This window comes from Actinokineospora iranica (assembly GCF_900101685.1).
GTDB classification, from domain to species: domain Bacteria; phylum Actinomycetota; class Actinomycetes; order Mycobacteriales; family Pseudonocardiaceae; genus Actinokineospora; species Actinokineospora iranica.
Genome location: NZ_FMZZ01000014.1, coordinates 75,776 through 97,987, shown reverse-complemented (window position 1 = coordinate 97,987; position 22,212 = coordinate 75,776). Strand labels below are relative to the sequence as shown.

Below are 22,212 nucleotides of genomic sequence, written 5' to 3'. Positions count from 1 at the left end.
CGGCCTCACCCCCACGTGTACTGGCGGTGGTAGCCGCGAACCCCGGTGAACAGCAACTGCTCCTTGCGATCGGGCACGCACGCCAGCACATCCGCGTACGTGGACGGGTCGATGTCGCGATCCGCGACCGGCACCAGACACTGCCTGTTGACCGCCAACAAAGCCAGGTACTCGGAAAAGTCGATCTCGACACGGGCGGCGAGGTGATCGGCGATCCGCAGCCGCCCCAAGGCTTGCTTCGCCTCCGGACCGGTGACACCGCTGAAGAACTCACTGGAACAGCCCGAGCCATAGGAGAACAAGCCGACCCGAGCCGGGCCAGTGAGCGGTGCCGAGTCGATCAAACTAGCCAGCGCTAGGTAAATCGAACCAGAGCACAGATTCCCGACGATGCTCGGATACGCCAGCGACGGCGCGAGACGCCGGGCGAAGTCGGCCTCGACTTCGGCAGCCTTTCGGACTCCCTGCTCCCGCATCAGCTTCCGGTGCCCCGCCTTGACCAGCCCGGCGAACGGGGTGTGCATCGCCAGGTAGTCGAACGTGCTCAGGAAGTCCGCGCCGTCGACCCGGGACTGGTAGTCGGCCACACTGTTGCTGAAGCAGTCCAGGTACGCGAACAGCGACCGGTCCACGTCAGCGATATCGAAGGTCGGCTCCGGCCGGGCGGAGTCCAGCGTCTCGTAGCTGTAGTTGCCGAACGCGCCGAGGTCCAGCTCCAGGATCGTGCCGTCATCGCCCAGCAGGACCGCGGCGGCGCCGTGGCCCGCGGCGGGCTCGGAGTACTCGGCGCGCTCGTCGACCAGCGCCACGTCCGTGGCGATCACCAGTGCCTTCGCGCCGGGCGAGACACCCGAGGCCAGATAGCCCGCGGCGAGCTGGATCGCCCCGGTGGCGCCGTAGCAGGCCTGTTTGACCTCGAAGAACCGGCAGTTGCGCGACAGCCCCAGATACTCGTGGACATAGGAGGCGATCGACTTGCTGTAGTCCACACCGGACTCGGTAGAGGTCACCAGGATCTCGATGCTGGCACGCTCCTCGTCGCTGAGCGCGGCGACGATGGGCATGGCCGCGTTGACGGCGTTGGTGACGGGGTCTTCGCACGGCAAACCGATGGAGCGCCGGGTCATCATCAGGTTGTCGATGCGCGACGCGTCCAGGCCGCGGCCGCGGAACAGCTCCGGCACGGTCAGGTAGGCGAATCCACAGTGGACGTTCAGCGCCTCGATGCCGGTCATCGGGTCCTCTTCTCGGTCAGGAACGCCAGCAGGCGGTCGATGTCCGGGATCTCGCTGAAGCTCGCCATCGGCTCGGTCACGCCGAACCGGTCCATGAGCGCGAGGATGATCTCCACGCGGTCGACCGAGTCGGCGCCGAGCGCCTTGAGGTGCTTGTCGCCGGTGATCGCCCCCGGCGACAACTCGGGCAGGATGTCGGTCACGATCTCGTGGAACGCGGCCTCGACCTCCTGGCGCGGGCTGGTTGACGCGGTCACTGGGGCACCTCCGAGGTCAGGTGGATCGTGCTGACGGCAATGGCTTTCCCGGTTCCCCGGTCGGTGGCGACGACGTTGAACACCTCGTGCCCGGGGTCGGCGACCGAGCGGAACGCCTGCACCGACACGCGCAGGATCGAGTCGAGGTTGGCGTTGCCGAGGTAGCAGAGTTTGTGGTCGAGCACGGCGCGGTTGAGGAAAGACTCGTCGCTGCGGCCGAGTTCGCGCCACAGTGTCAGCACGGCCTTGTCCACGATGGAGAAGTACGACGCGAAGTAGATGAGCCCGACACCGTTGATATCCCGGGTGATGTCGATGCCGTAGTCGAAGCTGGCCGTGCCTGCCTGGCGGTAGTCCGGCGAGGTCACGTCGTGGAAGGTGTGCGCGGTGCGGGCCTGCTTGTAGGTCAGGCGCGGGGAGTGCTTCGCGGGCAGAGTCGGCAAGTGGCCGTGCCGGAAGTCGGGGGGCGAGCTTTTGACCAGCCCCAGGTTGCTCTTGGCGTCGCTGCGGGTGACCCAGCGGTTGAAGTTCTGCACATACAGGCAATCCGGGCGCTGGTCCTCGAAGAACTCCACCGGGTCGATCGCGGCCCGGTGGCCGGGGGTGCGGCTGATCCGGTGCAGGGTCAGCACGGACTCGCTGCCGTAGTCGAACGAACTCGACGTCACCTCGATCCGGTCGCCGAAGGTGAGGGCGCCGTGGTGGAAGGCCGGGTTGCCGCGGATGTGGAAGTAGTAGAACGCCAGGTAGGTCGGCGCCCCGGAGGCGTCGCGGGCGGCGAAGACGTTGGTGCCGCACAAGGTGCTGACCGTCTCCCACGTCCAGTCGCCGACCTGGCCGACGAACAGCGAGTTGTGCCCGCACATGCCGGGCCGGATGGTCAGCCGCCGCCACACGGTGTGGTCGTCGACGATCTCGAACTCCGGGTGCTGCGCCCGGGTCGCCGCGGTGGTCATGATGCTCCGATCGTCACAGGGCCGTGGGGGGACGAGCCGTTGGGGGACAGGGCGTCGCGTTCGGCGAGGAAGTCCCCGATCACCCGGTTGGTCTCGTCCGGGCTGGTCAGGTTCGGCCAGTGCCCGGCGTCGGCGACCTCGTGGTACCGGCTGTCCTCGATGGACCCGTGCAGCAGGTGCGCGGTCTTGAGCGGGATCACGGTGTCGTGGCGGCCCTGCACGATGAGGGTCGGCGCCGCGATCTCGGGCAGCCTGGCGAGCAGGTTCGGCTGCGCGGCGAACACGTCGAGGTAGCGCAGGCCGGTCCTCGGGTCCATGCTCTCGCTGCGCAGCAGCAGCTCTTCCAGCCGGGCGCGGTCGGCGCGCAGGCGGGCCGACCCGGTCTGGCGCACGACGTGGTCGAGATCTTCCTTGGCCACCACGGCGAGCCGGTTCACTTCACCCGCGCGGTTGCCCAGCTTGTAGGAGCTGCACAGCAGGGTCAGCGACGCGGTGTACTCGGGGTAGCGCAACGCGAACACCTGCGCGGTGAGCCCGCCGAACGACGCCCCGGCGACGTGGATCGGACCGGTCACACCGAGCGCGTCGAGCGCCTGGCGGGTCAACTCGGCGATGCCGTCGTAGGTCAGGTCGCGGGCGGCCGTGGTCGCGCCGACGCCCGGGTGGTGCACGACGGTGACCCGGTACCGCTGGGCGAGCGAGGCGAACTGCGGCCCGAACACGCCCGCGCCGATGTTGAACGGCAGCATGAACAGCAGCGTGCGGCCCGTGCCCGCGGTGAACACCTCGACGTCGCCATCGGGCAGGGTGAGCACCTGCCGCCGCACGTCGGGGTTGTACTCGCGCAGCACTTCCAGGTTCTCGCCGCGTGCCTGGTGTCCTTCGGCCATGGCTTCCCGGATATCGGCGGGCACCTGCTCGGCCGGGTGGTACGCGGCGAGCGGGCCCGTGTCGGCGGAAGCGGGGAGCAGGTCGGCGATGGGGGCCGGGTCGGCGAGGAACTTCAGGAGTCGGGCGGTGACGGTGTCGATCTCCGGCGTGCCCACGGGAACCGCTAGGCGAACCAGACTGTCCTCTGTGGAGAGATGTGCCGCGGCGCGGATGCCGGTGGCCCGGTAGAGGGCGGTGAGGAACGCCTGCACGGGGTGGGCGTGCCCGGCGACGGAGTCCAGGTCGCCGACGTCGAGCAGGACACAGTGCCCGTCGGCGGTCCCGTGGACCGGAGCACCCGCGGCTTCCAGGGCAGTGCGCAATGCTCGCACCTGGGTGACGCGGCGGGTCGCCTGCTCGGCCACCCACGCCCGGTCAGCCAGCGCGGCGGCGAGCAGTGCCCGGCCGTGCAGACCGACTTCGTGCCCCCGCAAGGCGATCCGCTCGCGCAGGTGGTGGGCGACCTCGGGGTGGCTGGTGGCCACGACACCGCCGAAGTCGACGCCGAAGTCCTTGGACAGGCTCAAGGTCACCGCGTCGGCGGTCATGAGCACGTCAGTCACCACGTCCCAGAGGTCGCGCCCCTGCTGGCCTGGCTCGTGCGCGGCGATGGCGATGGCGTTCTCCACCACCCGCGTCGCGTCGAGGACCAGCGGCACCCCGTGCCGCCGCGCCACATGGGCGACCCGAGTGAGGTTGCCGAGCGAGATGGGGGCGCCGCCCTGGGCGTTGTTGGCGGTCTCCACGCAGACGAACGCGGTGTCCGCGTCGAGCGCCGCGTCGAGGCCTTCGACGTCGAGGTCGCCGGTGAATGGGCCGTCCTGGTCGGCGAGGCCGAGCAACCGCGGGCGCAGGCCGTGGTCGAGTTGGCTGAAGTACCAGGACGGGAACAGGTTGTTGTGCAGCACGACCCCGCGGCGCGGCCAGGCCCGGCACAGGGCGGCCTCGGCGCTCTTGCCGGACGTGGTGGGGACAACGCAGTCGAACGGCAGCGTGGTCTCGATGGGCGGCGCCTGCCGCGCGTGCAGATCGGCGCGGCGATCGGTGCAGGCGGGGTGGGCGAGTTCGGCCCAGGAGTCGGTGAGCAGGTCGAATTCGATGTGTTCGGCGGGAATGCGCAGCGGGTTGTGGCCGTGCTCGGCGAGCAGCCGCTCCCGGTCGCCGAGGGGAAGGTCGGCGACCACCCTGGCCGGCGGTTGCGCTGCGCTCATGCTGCTCGGCAACGAGACAACCGGCTTGGCCTCGGGCTTCAGCAGAACTGGCGAACCTTCCCCAGCGAGAGGCGAAATATCGGAGCCATGGTTTTTCGCCCCTGATGGAGCGGACTGGCGGGCGGCGCGGTTGGCCGGGTTGGCGATCATCAGGATGATCGTGGCCACATCGGCGTTCGGGAGGTTCGCCGGGCGACAGAGGTAGACCGGCTGGTTGGTGGTGCGGAACTTGTTCTTGAAGCGGAAGTTGCCGTCGCCGGTGAAGATGCCCTGGGAGCGCAGTTCGGCCAGGCCTGCTTCCAGGTCCGGGTCGGCGTTCGGGGAGTTGGCGACCTTGGCGCCGAAGCTGCCGCCGAAGCTGAAGACCGTGCAGCCTTCCGCGCGGGTCTGCTCGATGATGCGGACGACTGTCCACTCCAGACCGCCGAGGGGCATGTCCTCGACGTAGAACTCCAGGTCCAGCAGGTAGCCCGGCTGGGAGGGAATCTTGGTGACGATCACCGCGCTGACGATCCGCTCGCCGACGCGGGTGAGGAACATCCGGTGCCGGGGCGCGAGAACACCGCGGGCGATCTCGTCGTGGACGGTGTGGACATACGGGTTGACCATCGGCTTGTTGGTCGCCCACGCGTCGATGATCTCGGTGATGCGGTGGTCGGTGGCCGGGTCGGAGCCCACCTGGTATTCGGTGAGCGAGCAGCGGCCGGACCGCTCGAACTTGTTGAGCACATACCGCAGGCGCTGCATCTTGCTGCCCTGGGTGGTGAACGTGCTCAGGTCGTCCAGCCGCTGCAAGGCGCCGAACGGGGTCGCGGTGAACGGGATGCCTTCGGCGTCTTCGAGGCGGTCAAGGCCGAGCAGGTTGGGCTGCAAGCCGTTGGCTTGGGCGTAGTCGACGTATTCGCGGGCGAGGCGGGGGAAGTGCTCCTCCGGCCCGACGTAGCTCCACGAGAAGATGACCTCGTCGCGACGCGAGAAGTTGAAGTAGCCCTTCCGTTCGCTGCCAAGGAAGACCAGGGGCGCGATGTCCCGGCCCGGTAGGCCGCCCTCCCGGCCGTGATCGCGTTCCAGGTCCGCGATGATCCGCGCGAACTCCGGCTGCTCGGGAAGCCGGTCCTTCTCCAGAACGGTCCAGCCGCCCTCGCGGGCGGGAAGGACGATGCCGGGGTTTGGCGTGGCGGGAGCGGCCAGTTTCGCGGCGATGTCACCGTCAAGCTGCGTGGTCAGTTCGGCGACTGTCGGGTGGTCGAACAGCAGCGTCTTCCGCAGTGCCCCGAACCGCTTTTCCAGCGCGTCCACGACGCGCAGCATGTCGAACGAGCTGAAACCGTTGTCGGTGAACGAGATGGCCGGGTCGAACTCGCGCCCCAGCTCGTCGGCGATGAACCGGTGGACCAGCTCCACCGGATTCCCGCTCAGCGCCACAACCCGGGTGTCCACCGCGTCGACCGAGTTATCGGCGTCGACTGTGGCGACGAAGGCGGCGAGTTGGTCGATGGTGTCGTACTCGTACAGCTCCGACGCCTTGAGGTCGGTGCCCAGCGCGGTGTTGAGCAGGCGGGCGAAGTCCATCCGGAAGATGGAGTCCAGGCCAAGCTCGATGAACGACGAGTCGTCGGCGATCTCCTCGGCGGGCAGTGCCAGGATCTCGGCGAGCTTGTCCCGCAGGAGTTCCCGAACCGCCGGACTCCCCCCGGACACAGCCGGTGGCTCCGGGATCGGCGACGGCGAGACACCCGCTGTCGGGGCCGGTGTTTGCGCGACCGGCCGCGGTGCCCGCGCGGCAGGCGGCTGGGTGCTCTTGCCTGCCGGGGTGCTCAGCACGATCTTGGGTCCTCGGGGGCGGGGGCTGGGCATCGCGCGTCCTCCGGTGGGCTGCTGTGGTGTGCTTTCCGCTGGTGGGGTCGGGGTCTCGAACCAGTGCCGGGTCGGGGCGAAGGGCACCGGGGGCAACGGAACCCGGCCGGGGTTGTGGTCGGACCACCGCTGGCGCCAGGGGATTTCCGCGCCCGCGACCCACTGGCGCGCCAGGTCTTCCTCGCTCTCCTGGCCGGTCGCCGGTGTCGCGCCACGCATTGCCGTGCCGCGGACGCCGTCCAGGGCGCGCAGGCGCGTGATCAGCACGGCTCGGTCATCGGTCAGGATGACGAGGCGTTCCGGGCGCGGGGAACGGCCGGTTTGCAGGGTGTGGGCGACGGCGGCGAGGGAGTCGTCCGGGTTGTCCTCCAGGTGCCGGGCCACGGCCGCGGCGTAAGCGGCCAGGGATTCCGCGTCGGGGGCGGACAACGGGAACAGGTGGCGCCGGGTGTCGGCGGACGCCTGCCGGGCGACGGCATTTTCCAGTACCAGATGGGCATTCGTCCCGCCGAAGCCGAACGAGCTCACCCCGGCCCGCAGCACCGGCGCACCCTCGTCCAGCACGGGAGTCCACGGACGGCGGCGGTCGTTGACCGCGATCGGGGTGGAATCCAGCCGCAGGAACGGATTCGGCTCGCGGTAGTGCAGCGTGGCGGGGAGTTCGCGGTGCCGCATGGCCAAGACGACCTTGAGCACGCCCGCGATGCCCGCCGCCGCCTCCAGGTGCCCGATGTTGGTCTTCACCGTGCCGAGCGCGATGTGCGGGCGGTCCGGCAGGGGCCGTCCCCGGTCCGCGTACAGGGTTGTGAACGCCTTTTTCAGGCCCTCGGCCTCGATCGGGTCGCCAAGCCGGGTGCCGGTGCCGTGGGCCTCGATGTAGGTCACGGTGTCCGGGTCGACGCCCGCGTCCCGGTGGGCGCGGACCAGGACTCGGGCCTGCGCCTCGGGGTTGGGCGCGGTCAGCGAGGTGCCGCGACCGCCGTGGTTGACGGCGCTGCCGCGCACGACCGCGTACACGTGGTCCCCGTCGGCCACGGCGGCGTCCAGCGGCTTGAGCAGCACCGCACCCGCGCCCTCGCCGCGCACGTAACCGTCCGCGCCCGCGTCGAACGTCTTGCATTTGCCGTCCGGCGAAAGCATTCCGGACTTGGTGAACGCGACCAGCAGCCCCGGGCTGAGGATCACGTTCACCCCGCCCGCGATGGCCTGCGCGCACTCCCCCGCCTGGATCGACCGCACGGCCCGGTGAATCGCCACCAGCGACGACGAGCACGCGGTGTCCGCGGTCTCACTGGGGCCGCGCAGGTCGAGCAGATACGACACCCGGTTCGCCAGCACCGAGTGCGCGATCCCGGTGGCGGTGTGCGCCTGCACCTCGACGCCGTGCTCCTTGAGCAGTTCGTCGTAGTCGGTGGTGGCGACCCCCGCGAACACACCGGTCTCGCTGCCCGCGAGATCGGACGGCCGGTACCCCGCGTCCTCGACGGCCCGCCACGCGGTCTGCAAAAACAGCCGCTGCTGCGGGTCCATCACCGCCGCTTCCTTCGGCGAGATCCCGAACAGCTTCGCGTCGAACCGGTCGATGCCGTCCAGGAAGCCGCCCCGCGCGTCCCGGCTTTCCGGATCGGCCAGCAGATCCGCGCGATCCTCGGGGACTCCCCGAACCAGGTCCTCTCCCGCCGCGACGCGCTCCCAGAACTCATGCACGTCCGCCGAACCCGGCATTACCCCGGCGATCCCCACAATGGCCACCCGCCGCGGCTCCGGCGCTAGCCCAACCGGGTTGGCCTGCTCAGCAACCGCGACCGATTCACCCGACTCCGCTTGGCAGGCCTGCTCCGCCGACTCGCCCGGCCCGGCTCGCTCAGCCAGCACAACCGGTCTGGCCCGCTCAGCCACCTCCACCGGTTCAGGCCGGTCAGCCGCCTCTGCCGGACCTGCCTGCTCGGCCAGCCCAGCCGGGGCTGCCTGCGGCACCACATCCACCGCTCCGGTAGGCGCCAGCTCGGCCGCGTGGTGCTCCCACAGGTAATCCGCGAACGACACCAGGTCCGGGCACTCGAACAGCACCGTGGGCAACAGGTCCAGCCCGAACCGCTCGTTGACCCGGTTCACCAGTTCGGTCAGGGTGATCGAGTCGAACCCCAGTTCCAGCAGCTCCGCGCGAACGTCCACATCGGACTCGTCCACCAGCAAGAAAGCCGACGCGAATCCTCGCAGCTCCCGCTCCAGCGCCGCCCGGTCCGCCCGAACCGGTGTGACCGGGGCCATCGGAGCCGGTGCGGGCGCGCGCACCGGCCCCTCCACCACGACCAGGGACGGCTCGTCCGAGGCCAGGCCGCGCACGAACGCCTCGAAGCCCGCGCGGGTGCTCAGCGGCACCATGTCCCACACCCGGGCGAACAGCGTCACCGTCGCCTCGTCCACGGTCATGCCGCCCTCGGCCCACAGCGGCCAGCCGATCGACAGCGTGCGGCCGGGGCCGGTGCGGCGCGCGGCGAAGGCGTTGAGGAAAGCGTTGGCGTACGCGTAATCAGCCTGTCCAGGATTGCCCGCTTCCCCCGATACCGAGGAAAACACCACGAAGAAGTCCAGCGGCTCGCCGCGAGTGGCCTCGTCGAGGGCGCGGGTACCCGCGACCTTGGGCGCCAGCACGGCCGCCACCTGCTCTTCTGTCTTCACGACCGCCCGCGCGTCCCGGGTCACCCCGGCCGCGTGGATCACGCCGTGCAGCGGCCCCACCGCGCGCACCACTTCGGTGACCTGGCCTGGGTCAGCCAGGTCGACTCGGCGGTAGGACACTCGCTCTCCCAGCCCGGCAACGCGAGCGGCTGTGCCGGAGTCCAGTTCGGACCTGCCGACCAGCACCACGGCGCCCGCCCCGCGTTCGGCGAGGAACGCCGCGAAATGCAGACCGAGCGCCCCCGCGCCGCCGGTGATCAGGTACGTGCCGTCCGCGCGCACGGTCGGCGCGGCCACCTCCGGCGGCTCGAACCGGGCCAGAGACTTGGTTTCGCGCACCCCGTCGACATACCGGGCCTCGGCCGCGCCCGCCCGCAGCGCGCGCAACTCGTCCATCACCCGGTCCGCCAGTCGATCGGACACGCGCACCTGGACCCCGGCGAACCGGCTGTGCTCCAAGGCCAGCGTGCGCAGTGTCCCGGCCACCGCGACCTGCTCCGGCTCATCCGCGGCGGACACCGCCACCACGCGCAGGGCAGCACCCCGGTCACGTTCCAGCACCGCCGCGCTCAGCCACAGCACCGGCTCCAGGCAGTCGCCCACGGCGACAATGGCGTCCGGCACCCGCCCCCTGGCCACCAGCGCGGCGACCTGCTCGCGGTAGCGCGCCCGGTCCCCGGATTCCACCACCACGACCTCGGTCTCCGGGTATCGGTCCGCCAACTCGGCCCGCAGCCCCGGATCGCCCGCGACGAGCAGTGTCCGCGGCTCGGCGACGGCTTCCTCGACCAACGGCGAAACAGTCCACATCGGACGCGAATAGCGAACCTCGGTCTGCTCGGTCCGGCGCGGAGCGATCTCCACCCCCGCCAACGCCTGCGCGACCCGGCCGGTCTCGTCCGTCAGCGCCACGTCGAAGCGCCGATGCCCGTTGATCCGCCCAGGCGGGGTCGTTTCCCGCACGCGCGCCCAGCACCGGCACGGCAGCGCGGCCGTCACGGTCACCGCGCTCAGCCCGACCGGCAGGTAACCGGTCGACCCCGAACACAGCGACGACAGGGTTTGCAGCGCGCCGTCGAGCAGGGACGGGTCAAGCACATGCCCGGACAGCGTGGTCTCCAACTCGGCCAGCGCCTCGCCGCGCCCGACCCGCAGCGACCGCACCACCCGCAGCGCCGGGCCGTAGTCGAGCCCGGTCCGGCTGAACGCTTCATAGAACGAGCTGACCGAAACCTCACGGTCACAGCGCGCGATTGCCGCCGCTATGTCCACATCAGACTGTGCGGCACCACCCGAGCTGATCACGCCCCGGGCGAACGTTGTCCCGCCGTCGTGCACCGTGAACGCCGTGCCCGCAACCGACACCTCGACCCGCGACGAACCGGAGTCCAGGTTGACCGGCGCGACCCACCGCACGTCCGCGACCCGCAGCGGCGCAGGCACGCCACTGGCGAGCCGGGCGATCTCCAGCAGCGCGACCCCCGGCACCCACCGCTCACCCGCGAGCACATGGTCGGCCGCGACCGCCAGCAGCGGGTGCGTCCCGTCGAACTCCGGCACGGCCGTGGCCACGGTCGGTGAGGCGGGGGCGAGGTGGCGCGGGTCGTCGGTGATCCAGTGCCTGCGCCGCTCGAACACCGACGTCGGGAAGTACACCCGGCGCGGCGACTGGCCGGTCCAGCGCTCCCGCCAGTCGATCCGGGCCCCACCCACCCAGGCTTCCTCGGCGGGCGCCGCGATCCCGGACCGGGCGAACTCGGCAAGCCGGTTCCCAAGCTCCTCTTTGGACACCACGACGAAGGCCACCCGGCGCGGCTGCGCGCGCCTGCCCACCTGGCTGGTGAAAGCCAGGTCCCGCAGGGTAGCCGAAGTCGTCGGCAGGAACTCGGCCACGCGAGCGGCGTGCTCCCGGAGCGCGGCCTCGGTGCGCGCCGACAACACGAACGTCCGCGCCACCCCCAGCTGGTCGGGCTCGAACGGCGCGCCCGCGTGCTCTTCGAGGATGACGTGCGCGTTCGCTCCGCCCGCGCCGAACGAGCTCATGCCCGCCCGCCGTGGACCGTTGGACACCCAGGCCGCCGCGGTGGTCTGCGGTCGGAACCGCGACTCGCCGAGGTCGATCTTCGGGTTGAGGGAGTCCAGGTTGATGGTCGGCGCCAGGGCGCGGTGCCGGAGCTGGAGCAGCAGCTTGGTGAGTCCGGCGATCCCGGCGGCGCCTTCCAGATGCCCGATGTTCGACTTCACCGAGCCGACCGCGATCGGCCCGCCGGTCCCATAGGCCTTGGACAGCGCGGTCAGTTCGATCGGGTCGCCCAGGGCCGTGCCGGTTCCGTGCGCCTCGACGTAGGTGATCGTCGCGGGGTCGACACCTGACCGGTCGAGCGCGTCGGTGATGAGCGCTGCCTGGGCGTTGGGGTTGGGCACGGTGTACCCGCTGGTCTTCCCGCCTGCGTTGAGCGAACTGCCCTTGAGCACGGCCCACACGGTGTCCCCGTCAGCGATGGCGTCAGCCAGTGGCTTGAGCAGGACCGCGCCGACACCTTCGCCGGGCACGAAACCGTCGGCGCCCGCGTCGAACACCCGGCAGCCGTCGCCGGAGGCCAGCATGTTCCGCGCGCACAGCGCCGCGAAGTGCGCGGGGTGGGTGATCAGGTTGACCCCGCCCGCGATGGCCATCCGGCATTCCCCGCGCCGCAGGCTTTCCGCGGCGAGGTGCAGCGCGGTCAGCGACGACGAGCACGCCGAGTCGACGGCGAAACTGGGGCCGGTGAAGTCGAAGACGTAGGACACGCGGTTGGCCACGGACCAGTAGGCGGAGTGGCCGGTGGCGAACTCGCCGCGCGGCCAGTCCTCGGCCGCGGCGAGCAGGCCGTATCCGCCGTACATCAGGCCCGCGAACACACCCGTTGCAGGCTCCCGCGAGGCGTCACCGAGATAGCCGGTTCCCTCCAGCAGTTCCCAGCAGGTCTCCAGGAACAGCCGCTCCTGTGGGTCGATGTGCGCGGCGTCCCGCGGGAGGATGCCGAACAGCCCGGCGTCGAAGTCCTCGATGCCGTCGAGGAAGCCGCCCCAGCGGCTGTAGGCGGTGTTGGCATGGGTTCGGTCGGGGTCGAAGTGCTCGCGCCAGTCCCAGCGCAAGACGGGAATCTCGGTGATGCCGCTGCGCCCCTCGGACAGGTTGCGCCAGAACGTGTCCAGGTCCGGCGAGCCGGGATAGCGGCCGGTCACGCCGATGATCGCTATGTCCTCAGTGGACTTTGCTTCCTTCTTGGGGGTGTCGGCCTCCGGCAGCTTCTCGGCCACCAGCAGGCACTGCTCCAGCTCGTCCGGTGCGGTGCCGGGGTAGCCGTCGGTGCGCACGACCCGGAACCCGGCGTCGGCCAGCACTTCGCGCCACCGCGCGGGGCTCAGCAGCGGGGCGTGCTCGACGCGGGTGTCGTCGGTGTAGCGCCACCAGCCGCCGGTCTGCCCGAAGGTGAGGGTGAGGAAGTCCGAGCGCCTAGTGACCTCGTTGATCAGCACGGTTCCGCCGGGCCGCAGCATTTTCGCGATGTTGGCCAGCGTCGCCCGAATGTCCTTGGTGGCGTGCAGGACATGGGTGCCGAACGCCACGTCGTAGCCGCCTGCCTCGAAACCGTGGACGACCGGGTCGTCTTCGACGTCGAGCAACCGGAACCGCATGAACGGGTTGTCCGGGCCGTAGGCGCGCTCGCCGAGCCGCAGGAACGACGGCGAGATATCGGTGTAATGGTACTCGACGTCCGCGCCGCTTTCCCGCAGGGCGGGCAGCACGAACACCGAACTGGCCCCGGTTCCCGCGCCGATCTCGACCACCCGCGTCATGCCGGGCGTCCGGGTCGCGTGCGCGACGACCCCGGCGGCGAGCAGGCCGTTGTAGTAGTCGGACACGGCCTGGCCGCGGTAGATCGCCTCGACCAGCTCCGCGGAACCCTTGGGGAACAGCACGTCCATGGCGTTGCGCCTGCCGTCGAGCACTTCGGCGAGCGCGTCGACGCAGGTGCGCAGCAGCCGGATGTGCCCGGCCAGCTCAGGGAACTCGGCGAGGAAGCCGTCCACGTCGACCGACCCGGGCGTGCCGTCGAGCAGGGTGAACGTGTCGCCATCCGCGGTGGCGTGACCGTCTTGGACGAGCATGGCCAGCACGGCGCGGAACAGCCGGTGGTAGTCGGCGCGGACGCCGAGCGTGCGGATCAGCTCGGTCACCGCGACCGGCCTGCCGACCTCGGGCCGCCCGGTCCACTGGGCGAACGCCTGCCGGAACAGCGCGCGGGACAGCCCTTCCAGCCGGGTGTAACCGGTCCGGGAGTGCCCCAGATCACCGGCTGGTAGCGAGACAGTCACGGGCGGCGAGGAAACCTCAGCGGGAACGGCCGGTTTCCCCACCACGGCCGACAAAGCGTCCGTGTGCGTCTCCACCAGGTGGTCGGCTAACTGTTCGATGGTCAGGTGCTCGAACAGGAGGGTGGACGGCAGGTCGCCGAGGTCCTGCTCGAACCGGTTGATGATGTTCAGGCTCACCAGGGAGTCGACGCCGAAGTTCTCGAAGGTCGCGTACTCGTCCAGCCCGGCCGGGTCGGACTTCAGGACCTCGCCGAAGACCTTCCGCAGATAGGCGCGAACCCCCGCGGTGTCAGCGGGTGCCGTGCTCACCGGCGCGGAAACGACGACCGGCGCGGCCTTCCGCGCGGTCCCGCCCACGACCTCGATGCCCATCAGCGGCAGCCGGTCCCGGTCGCCCTTCATCACCAGGGCTTGCGGCAGCCGGGCGTTGATCACCCGCCGCAGCGCCGCCATGCCGTCGGCCGGTTCGATCGACTCGACGCCGAGCCCGGCGAACACCGCGCGCATCTTGTCGGTCGCGACCGCGCCGACACTGCCCCAGAAACCCCAGTTCACCACCGACACCGGGTACGGCCTGCGCTGCCCGAGCCAGCGCGCGTACGAGTCCTCGAACGCGCTGGCGGCCGCGTAGTTCGCCTGCCCACCGGCCTCCACAAAGGACACAGCGGACGAGAAGATCAGCAGGAAGTCCAGCGGCTCGGCCTCCAGCACCGACGCCAAGGTCGTGCAGCCCGCGACCTTGGGCGCCAGCCCGGCCTCGAACGTCTCGACGTCCATGTTCGCGATCGTGCGGTCGCGCAAGTCGAGCGCCGCGTGCACCGCGCCCTTGATCGAGCCGAACCGCGCGCGGGCCAGGGCGACCGCGCCGCGCAGGGCCGATTCGTCTGCGACGTCGGCGGAGACGTACATCGCCTCGCCACCGAGCGCCGCGATCTCGTCGATCTTGCGCTGGTGGTCAGGGCCGAGCGGGCTTCTGCCGACCCACACCAGCTTCGCGCGGGCGATCCGGGCGAGCAGCCTGCTCAGCGCGAACCCGATGCCGCCCGCGCCGCCGATCAGCAGGTACACCCCGTCGTCGACAAACGGCATGGCGCCCACCGGCGGCGCGAGCCGGGTGGGCTCGAACACCCGGGTCAGCCTGCGGTCGCCGCGCAGCAGCACGACGTCCGGCGTCCCCGGCTCGGCCAGCACCCGGCTCGCCGCGACCGGGACCAAGCCCACGTCCACGCAGCCGACTGTCCACTTGGGGCATTCGGCGGCGATGGCGCGGGCCAGGCCAAGCAGTCCGGCGGCGTGCGGGCGGATCGGCTCGTCCGGGGTGGCGCAGAGCGCGCCGCCGAGGACGATCTTGATGGTGAGCCTGTCCTTGGCCCGGCCGTTGTCCAGGAACCGCTTGACCAGCCGGAACAGCGCGAGCGTGCTGCGGTCACGCTCGGGGGCGACGCCCGGGTCCCCGACGCGGGCGACGAAGTAGACCGTGTCCAGTGGCCCGTCGAGCGGGGTGAAGTCGGGGTCGCCGGTGTCCGGGACGACCACGGTGACCGCGCCGCCCAGTTGGGCCGCGAACGCGCCCGCCTCGGCGGTGTGCACCACGGCGACCCGGCCCGCGGGCGTGGCGGCGACGACCGGGTCCGCGTCGCGGAAGACTGGCACGTAGATGGCGTCCTCCATGGGGTTCCGCTGCTCCCGCAGCGAGAACCCGTGGTACCGAACACACACCTGACCGTCAGCGGAAATCAGCCGCACCATGTACGTGTGGTCCCCATCCGCCCGAACCACGTGCGAGTACGCGGGGATCACACGCGGGTGCAACACATCCACGGAATCGATCGAGAACGGGATCAGCGGCGCGTCGCTTTGCGCCTCCAACGCGGCGACCGTCTGCTGCGCGCCGTCGAGCAGGTTCGGGTGCAGCGCGAAGCCGAGGTCGGTGCCGGGCGGCAGGGTCAGCGTCCCCAGCGCCTCATCAGGGCCGAACGCGATCTCGGTGAGCACCCGGAAAGCCGGGCCGTAGTCGATGCCGGACGCGGCGAAGTCCTCGTAGTGCCGGTGCGCCGGGATGCTTCCCGCGCACCGGGTCCGGATCGCGGCGACGTCAACGGTCTCTTCGTCGGCGTCGAGTCGGCTGATCGTGCCCTGCGCGCTGGGGGCGGCGGGGTCGTCGCCGTAGAGGGTGAAGGACTGGCCGTCGAGGCGCAGCCGCAGGGTGCGGGCTGTGTCGGCCTCGAACAGGCGCAGCCAGCGCACATCCGAAAGCCGCACGCGGTCGATTCCACCGCGCAGCGCGGCTTCCGTCGCCAGGTCGAGGCCGGCCGCGCCGGGAAGCACGTTGTGGCCGCCGATGCGGTGCTCGCCGACGATCCAGTCAGCCGGACTGAGGGTGGCGGTGAAGACGCCGTCGACCGGCTCACCCAGGAACGGGTGGTCCCGTCGCGGCTGCTCCACCCAGTGGCGGTCCCGGGCGAACGGATAGGTGGGCAGCGGAACCCGGTGCCCCTGCTCCGGCCACACCGGGTCTTCGCCATCCACATAGGACTTCGCCCACGTGGGCAGTTCTCGTGTACTGCCCGCCAATTGTTCACGCAGATCGGCCACACTCGTCGCGACGAACGCCGTGCGAACCCGGAAATGGGTGCGGCCCGCGCCGAGAGTGAAGGCCACATCGGCGATGGACAGGTCGTCGGTCAGCGTGTCCCGAAGCCGCGCCAGCAGCTCGGCCAGGGCGGACTCGGTGCGGGCGGACACCGGGATCAGGTATTCGCCCTGCTCCGGCGACCGGTGCGGCCGGGGTGGCTCGGCGACCAGCAGGTGCGCGTTCGTGCCGCTGAATCCGAAGCTGGAAACTGTCGCCAGCCGGGTGCCAGATGGCCCGGGTGTCCACTCGCGACGCACACGCACCACGGCGAACGGGCTGGTGTCCAGGTCGGTCTTGGGGTTGGGCGCGTCGAACGCGGGCGCGGGCGGCAGTTCGCCGTGCCGCAGGGCGAGCAACACCTTGAGCAGGCCCGCGATCCCGGCGGCCATGGTGGTGTGGCCGATGTTGGCCTTCACCGAGCCGATGGCGCAGTAGCCCACGTCGTCGGTGTGGCGGCGGTGGACCTCGGTGAGCGCCTTGACCTCGATCGGATCGCCCAGGGCTGTTCCGGTGCCGTGCGCCTCGACATAGCTGATCTCGCGCGGGTTCACACCCGCGCGGCGGTAGACGTCGGCGACCAGCGCGGCCTGCGACGCGGCGCTCGGGGCCGTGATGCCGTTGGTCTTGCCATCGCCGTTGACCCCGCTGGCCAGCAGCACGCCGTGCACCCGGTCGCCGTCGGCGAGCGCGGCGTCAAGGCGTTTGAGGACAACGACACCGACGCCTTCGCCGAGGACAGTGCCGTCGGCCGAGGCGTCGAACGGCACGCACCGGCCGTTCGGTGAGAGCATCCCGACCTTGCTGCCGCGCACGTGCAGCTGCGGCGTGACCATCAGCGCGACCCCGCCCGCCACGGCCATCGCGCACTCGCCGCGCCGGATCGCGTCGGCTGCCAAGTGCACCGCGACCAGCGACGACGAGCACGCGGTGTCGATGGCCATGGTCGGGCCGTCGAGGTTGAGGAGATAGCCGATCCGGGCGGGCAGAATCGAACTCGTGGTGCCCAGGAAGGCGTGCCCGCTGTCCGCGCGGCCCGCTTCGGCGAGAAGCAGGCTGTAGTCGCCGGGCGCGCAGCCGACGAACACCCCGCAGCTGGTCTTCTCCGCGCGGCCGACGGCGTATCCCGCGTCTTCCAGGCCCGCCCAGGCCTGCTGCAGGAACAGCCGCTGCTGCGGGTCCATCGCCTCGGCCTCCAGCGGCGACAGGTTGAAGAACGCGGCGTCGAACTTGTCCACATCGGACAGCATCGCGGCGGTCCTGCTGTAGGTGCGGCCTTCGGCAAGCCGGTTGGGGTCGAACACGGCCTCGACGTCCCACCGGTCCTTGGGGACGTCCCGGAAACTGTGTCGGCCCGCGGCGAGGTTCGCCCAGAACTGGTCCAGGTTTTCCGCGTCGGGAAAGCGCCCGGACATGCCGATCACCGCGATCGGCGCGTCCCGCGCGGCCGTCTCCCGCACTTCGGTCCTGGCCACGGCCTGGGCCGTGGGGCCAAGGGCGAGGATATGGGTGGCCAACGCATCTATCGTCGGGTGGTCGTACACGGCGACCGAGTCGATCTCGACGCCGAACCGCTCGCCGAGCCCGCGCGCGATCTCGACCGCGCCGACCGACTCCAGGCCCATCTCGTTGAAGCTCTGCCTGCGGTCCAGTTCGTCGCGGCGCAGGTAGAGGCGCGCGCAGACGGCTTCCTCAATGGCGTCGGTGATCCCGGCGCGATCCGTCCCGACGGTCGGCGTCGCGGCGGCCTGCTTCCACTCGCCGATCCAGTAGCGCTCCTCGCGGAACGGGTACGTCGGCAGCGGCAGCCTGCGCCGGGAAACGCCCTGGTAGCAGGCAGTCCACGGCACATCGGCTCCGGCTACCCACAGGTCAGCCAACTCGGCCAGCTCGCCCGCCCGGAACAGCTCGGCCAGCCGCTCCCGTGACGGCCCGTCGCCCGCCGCTCGGCCGGTCCACAGACCAGGCGCCCGCTCGCCCGCCAGGTAGGTCTCCAGCTTGATCCGCAACTCGCGGCTGTCGCGGGCCAGCACGGCGACCCGCTCGGCGAGCATCGGGCGGCCGGTCTGCACGGTGTAGACGATGTCCACGAGGCTCACCGAGGGAGTGGCCGCGCCCGCGTGCGCGGTCAGCTCGGCGATAGTGCTGCTGGGAGCCAGTTCGGCGGCGGTGTCGGGCGCGCGCTCGGCGAGCAGGGCACGCACCCGGTCCAAGCCGACCGCGTCCACACCGAGGTCGGCCAGGGTCTCGGCGACCGCGACCGCGTCCTCCGGCACGCCGAGCACGTCGGCGACCAGCGTGACCAGCGCGGCGACCAGCGCCGGGTCGCCCACGGCATCGCGCTTCTCGATCGCGGCGAACAGGTCCACAAAGGACTCAGTGTAGGCGCGCAGCACGACGCTGTCCCGCGCGGAGAGGACGAACAGGTGCGGACCCGGCGTGTGCTGGGGCGGCGCGGGCGGCGGCGCGCTTTCCAGCACCACATGGGCGTTCGCGCCGCCCGCGCCGAACGCGCTGACGCCCGCGCGCAGCGCCGACTCGCCCGCGACCGGATGCCACGGCGCCCGCGTCCGCTGCACCGCGAACGGCGACGACGCGAAGTCGATGTGCGGGTTGAGGGTGTCCGCGTGCAGCGACGGCACGAGTTCGCGGTGCAGCATCTGCATGACGACCTTGGTGAGGCCCGCGATCCCGGCCGCGCTCTCCAGATGGCCGATGTTGGACTTCACCGACCCGATGGCTCGGCCGCCCGGCGGCAGGTCGCCGAACGCCTGGCGAATGCCCTCGATCTCGATCGGGTCGCCCAGCGAGGTGCCGGTGCCGTGCGCCTCCAGGTAGCCGATTGTGCGCGGGGGAACACCCGAACGCTCCACCGCCGCGCGGATCACCGCGGCCTGCGCGGCCGGGTTGGGCACGGTGTACCCGCTGCCCTTGCCGGTGTGGTTGAGCTCGGTGCCCTTGATGACGCCGAACACGAAGTCGCCGTCGGCAAGTGCTTTCGCCAGCGGCTTCAGCACGACCGCACCCACGCCCTCCCCGGGCACATAGCCGCTGCCGCCCGCACCGAAGCTGCGACACCGCCCGTCGGTGGAGAGGAACTGCCCAGCCGCCAGCTGCAAGTACTTCTGCGGGTGTACCGACACGTTCACCCCGCCCGCGATGGCCATAGTGGACTGTCCGCGCCGCAGGCTCTCCACCGCCAAGTGGATGGCGGTCAGCGACGACGAGCACGCCGTGTCCACCGCCATCGACGGGCCGCCGAGGTCGAGGCAGTACGACACGCGGTTCGCCACAGTGCAGTGCATCGCGGTCGGGTGCACGCCGTCCGCCCGGTCGGCGAGCAGCTGGTAGTGGTTCCACATGACGCCGACGAACACACCGACTGTCTCGCCGTCGATCCCGTCCGGCCGGTAGCCCGCGTTTTCGACCGCCCGCCAGGCGGTCTTGAGAAACAGGCGCTCCTGCGGGTCCATCCGCTCGGCCTCGCGCCGGGAGATGCCGAAGAACGCGGGGTCGAACAGGTCAACACCGTCGAGGAACCCGCCCCAGCGGCTGTATGTGCGGCCTTCGGTTCCCTTCTCAGGGTGGAAGAACTCGGCGTGCGCCCAGCGGTCCCCGGGGATCTCGGCGACGCTGTCGACACCGTCGGCGAGGTTGTGCCAGAACGTGGTCAGGTCAGGAGCCTGCGGGTACTGGCCCGCGATGCCGATGATCGCGATATCGCCGATCGGCGTGGTTTCGACAGGTTCGGGCGCGGCCGGGAACAGGGCTGCGACACGGGCGGGTTCGCCGTAAGACACAACGATCCTGCCGGTGCCACCGAGAGCGCCCCACAGCAGGTCGAGGCCCGTGTCCGTGGGCAGGGGCCAGGTCCCGGTGTCGCGGCCCGCGCGGGCGATGACCTCGTCGCCCACGCGCATTCCGCCCTCGGCCCAGAACGGCCAGCCGACCACAAGGCCCCGGTCGCCGACGAGGTGTTCGGCGTAGGCGTTGCCGTAGGCGTAGTCGCTCTGGCCGATGTTGGCCAGCGTCGCCGACACCGACGAGAAGACGACGAACAAGTCGGCGTCCTCGGTCGCCGCCACCAGGTTCCGGGTGCCCGCGACCTTGGCCGCCAGCACAGCGGCCACACCGGCGTCGCCTTTGCGGAAGTACAGGCCGTCGCGAACCACGCCCGCGCAGTGGAAAACGCCGTCGACGCGGCCGAACATGGCACGGGCCGTCGCCACCGCGCCCGTGACCTCGGCGGCGTTCGCCACGTCCGCGCGGACGTACTGGACTCGGGCCCCCAGGGCTTCCCAGTCCGCGATCCGCGCGGCCAGTTCCGCGCTGAGGGAGCTACGGCCGATCAGCAGCAGCCGGGCTTGGACCTCTCGGGCGAGCCGGTCGGCGACCAGCGCGCCGAGCCCGCCCGCGCCGCCGGTGATGACGTAAACCCCATGGTGCTTGGGCTTCCCGGGGACGGTGCGCGCCGGGGCGAAGCGGATCACCTCACGGGTGGCGCGGTAGCGGACCTCGGATTCGTCCTCGGGGTCGGCGAGTTCGGCCAGGATGGCGTCGGCAGAGGTGGTTTCGACGGCGCGGGCCCGCAGAATCGGCGTCTCCGCGGTGACTGTGCGGGCCAACGCGGCCACGGCAGCGTTTTCCGCGCCGCCCGGGTGCGCGAAGACCAGCCGTACCGGTTTTTCCGGTCGTAAGTCCATTATGGACTTCGCTAACCGGGTGAACGCGGAGTAGGCGGCCGGGATGTCGCCGGATGTGGGCTCGGGAGCGACCAAGACGTAATGGCGGGCATGAGAGCCTTCGGGGAGCACGGTGACGTGCTTGCCCAGTTCCGCGGCGAGGGCCGGAGTGCCGCCGACGAGCACGACTTCGGTCGGCGCGTCGCCCCGGGAGATCGCTTGGGGCGCCCACACCGGGGTCACGACCTGCGCGGCGAGGTCGGCGGGCCGCTCGACCCGGGCTTCGACGCGCGTCGGTATCCCGGTCGGCTGATAAGTCTCGTGCAGATGCCTGGCCAACGCGGCGATATCGGAGAACTCGAACAGCAGCGTCGGATACAGCGAGGCGCCGACGTAGGACTCCAGGTCGCGGCTCATACCGAGCATGGCGGTCGAGTCCAAGCCGAGGTTGTAGAACCCGGCCTTGGTGTCCACCGCGGCGGGCTCCACGCCGAGAGCACGGGCGACCATTCCACGCAGATGGGCGATGACGTCGTCCAGTCCCGCGGGCCCGGCGGCGGTCACATCGTCCAAGAGCCGGGTGATGAGCCCTGGGAAGCGGATGCGCTTGCACGTCAGCTTCCCGAACCGGGCCAGGAACCGGCCGTGCTCGTCGACGATGGTGTAGTCGTTGTGCATGACGTCGCCGGACTCGGCGATGGTCTCAACCTGGGGCACCACTGCGAAAACGCGTCCGGTGATGGGCCGGGGAGCGCGGAACTCCCCGACATAGACCGGGATGAACGGGTCGTCGTCTTGCGGCGGCGCCTGCCCGAACGCGGCCAGGGTGGAGGAGTCCAGCTTCGCCGGGTGCAGGTGGAAGGCCGCGTCGGTGGCCGCGGTGGCGGCGTCGAGGCTCAACTCGGCCACCAGGTAATCCGGTCCGATGTGGAGTTCGCCGAAGCACCGCATGGCGTCGCCGTGCCGGATTTCCTCGGCGCGGGCGCGGGCGTACAGCTCGTCCATGTCCAGCACCCGCGCTCCCGCGCGCAGGGCGGCGAGGTCGACCGGGGCAGGCTCTGGCTCGTCGGAGAAGGCGAGCACGGCCTGGAAGTTGTCCCGGTACTCCGACACCGGCTCCCCGTCCCGCAGCCACCGGCTGGCCGCGGTGACCGTCCCGGCCGCGTCGATCCGCACCCGCACGTCGCGGTCGTGGCCGTCGGTGGTGACCATGGCCTCGTGGAACAGCACGTCTCGAACGACAGCGCGGGTGGTGTCGACGCCCTGCGCCGCGAGGATGCGGAACACGATGTCGAGGAACGTGACCCCCGGCATCACCGAGACCCCGTGCACCCGGTGGTTCTGCATCACGAAGTCGGAGTGCGCGAGCACCAGGTGGCACTCGACCGGAGCGAGACCTGTCGACATG

At 70.8% G+C, this 22,212-nt stretch carries 4 protein-coding genes; all 4 read right to left on the bottom strand.

Annotation, left to right across the window (positions count from 1 at the left end; genetic code table 11):
• Window positions 1-5: 5 nt before the first annotated feature.
• The 4 genes from BLS56_RS24320 to BLS56_RS24305 are packed head-to-tail and all read right to left on the bottom strand — an operon-like array spanning window position 6 to window position 22,211.
• Window positions 6-1,235, bottom strand: coding sequence for a hydroxymethylglutaryl-CoA synthase family protein (locus BLS56_RS24320; RefSeq protein ID WP_091455311.1), 1,230 nt, complete (start codon window positions 1,233-1,235; stop codon window positions 6-8).
• The gene (locus BLS56_RS24315) at window positions 1,232-1,492 is read right to left on the bottom strand and encodes an acyl carrier protein (RefSeq protein WP_091455309.1); all 261 of its coding nucleotides are present in this window, start codon (window positions 1,490-1,492) and stop codon (window positions 1,232-1,234) included. Before BLS56_RS24315 ends, BLS56_RS24320 begins: the two co-directional genes overlap by 4 nt.
• Window positions 1,489-2,448 carry an LnmK family bifunctional acyltransferase/decarboxylase gene (locus BLS56_RS24310; RefSeq protein ID WP_091455307.1) on the bottom strand — a complete coding sequence of 320 codons (960 nt, stop codon included), beginning with the start codon at window positions 2,446-2,448 and terminating at the stop codon, window positions 1,489-1,491. Before BLS56_RS24310 ends, BLS56_RS24315 begins: the two co-directional genes overlap by 4 nt.
• Window positions 2,445-22,211, bottom strand: coding sequence for an SDR family NAD(P)-dependent oxidoreductase (locus BLS56_RS24305; protein WP_091455305.1), 19,767 nt, complete (start codon window positions 22,209-22,211; stop codon window positions 2,445-2,447). The genes BLS56_RS24310 and BLS56_RS24305 overlap by 4 nt, the downstream gene beginning before the upstream one ends.
• Between the last annotated feature and the right edge of the window lies 1 nt (window position 22,212).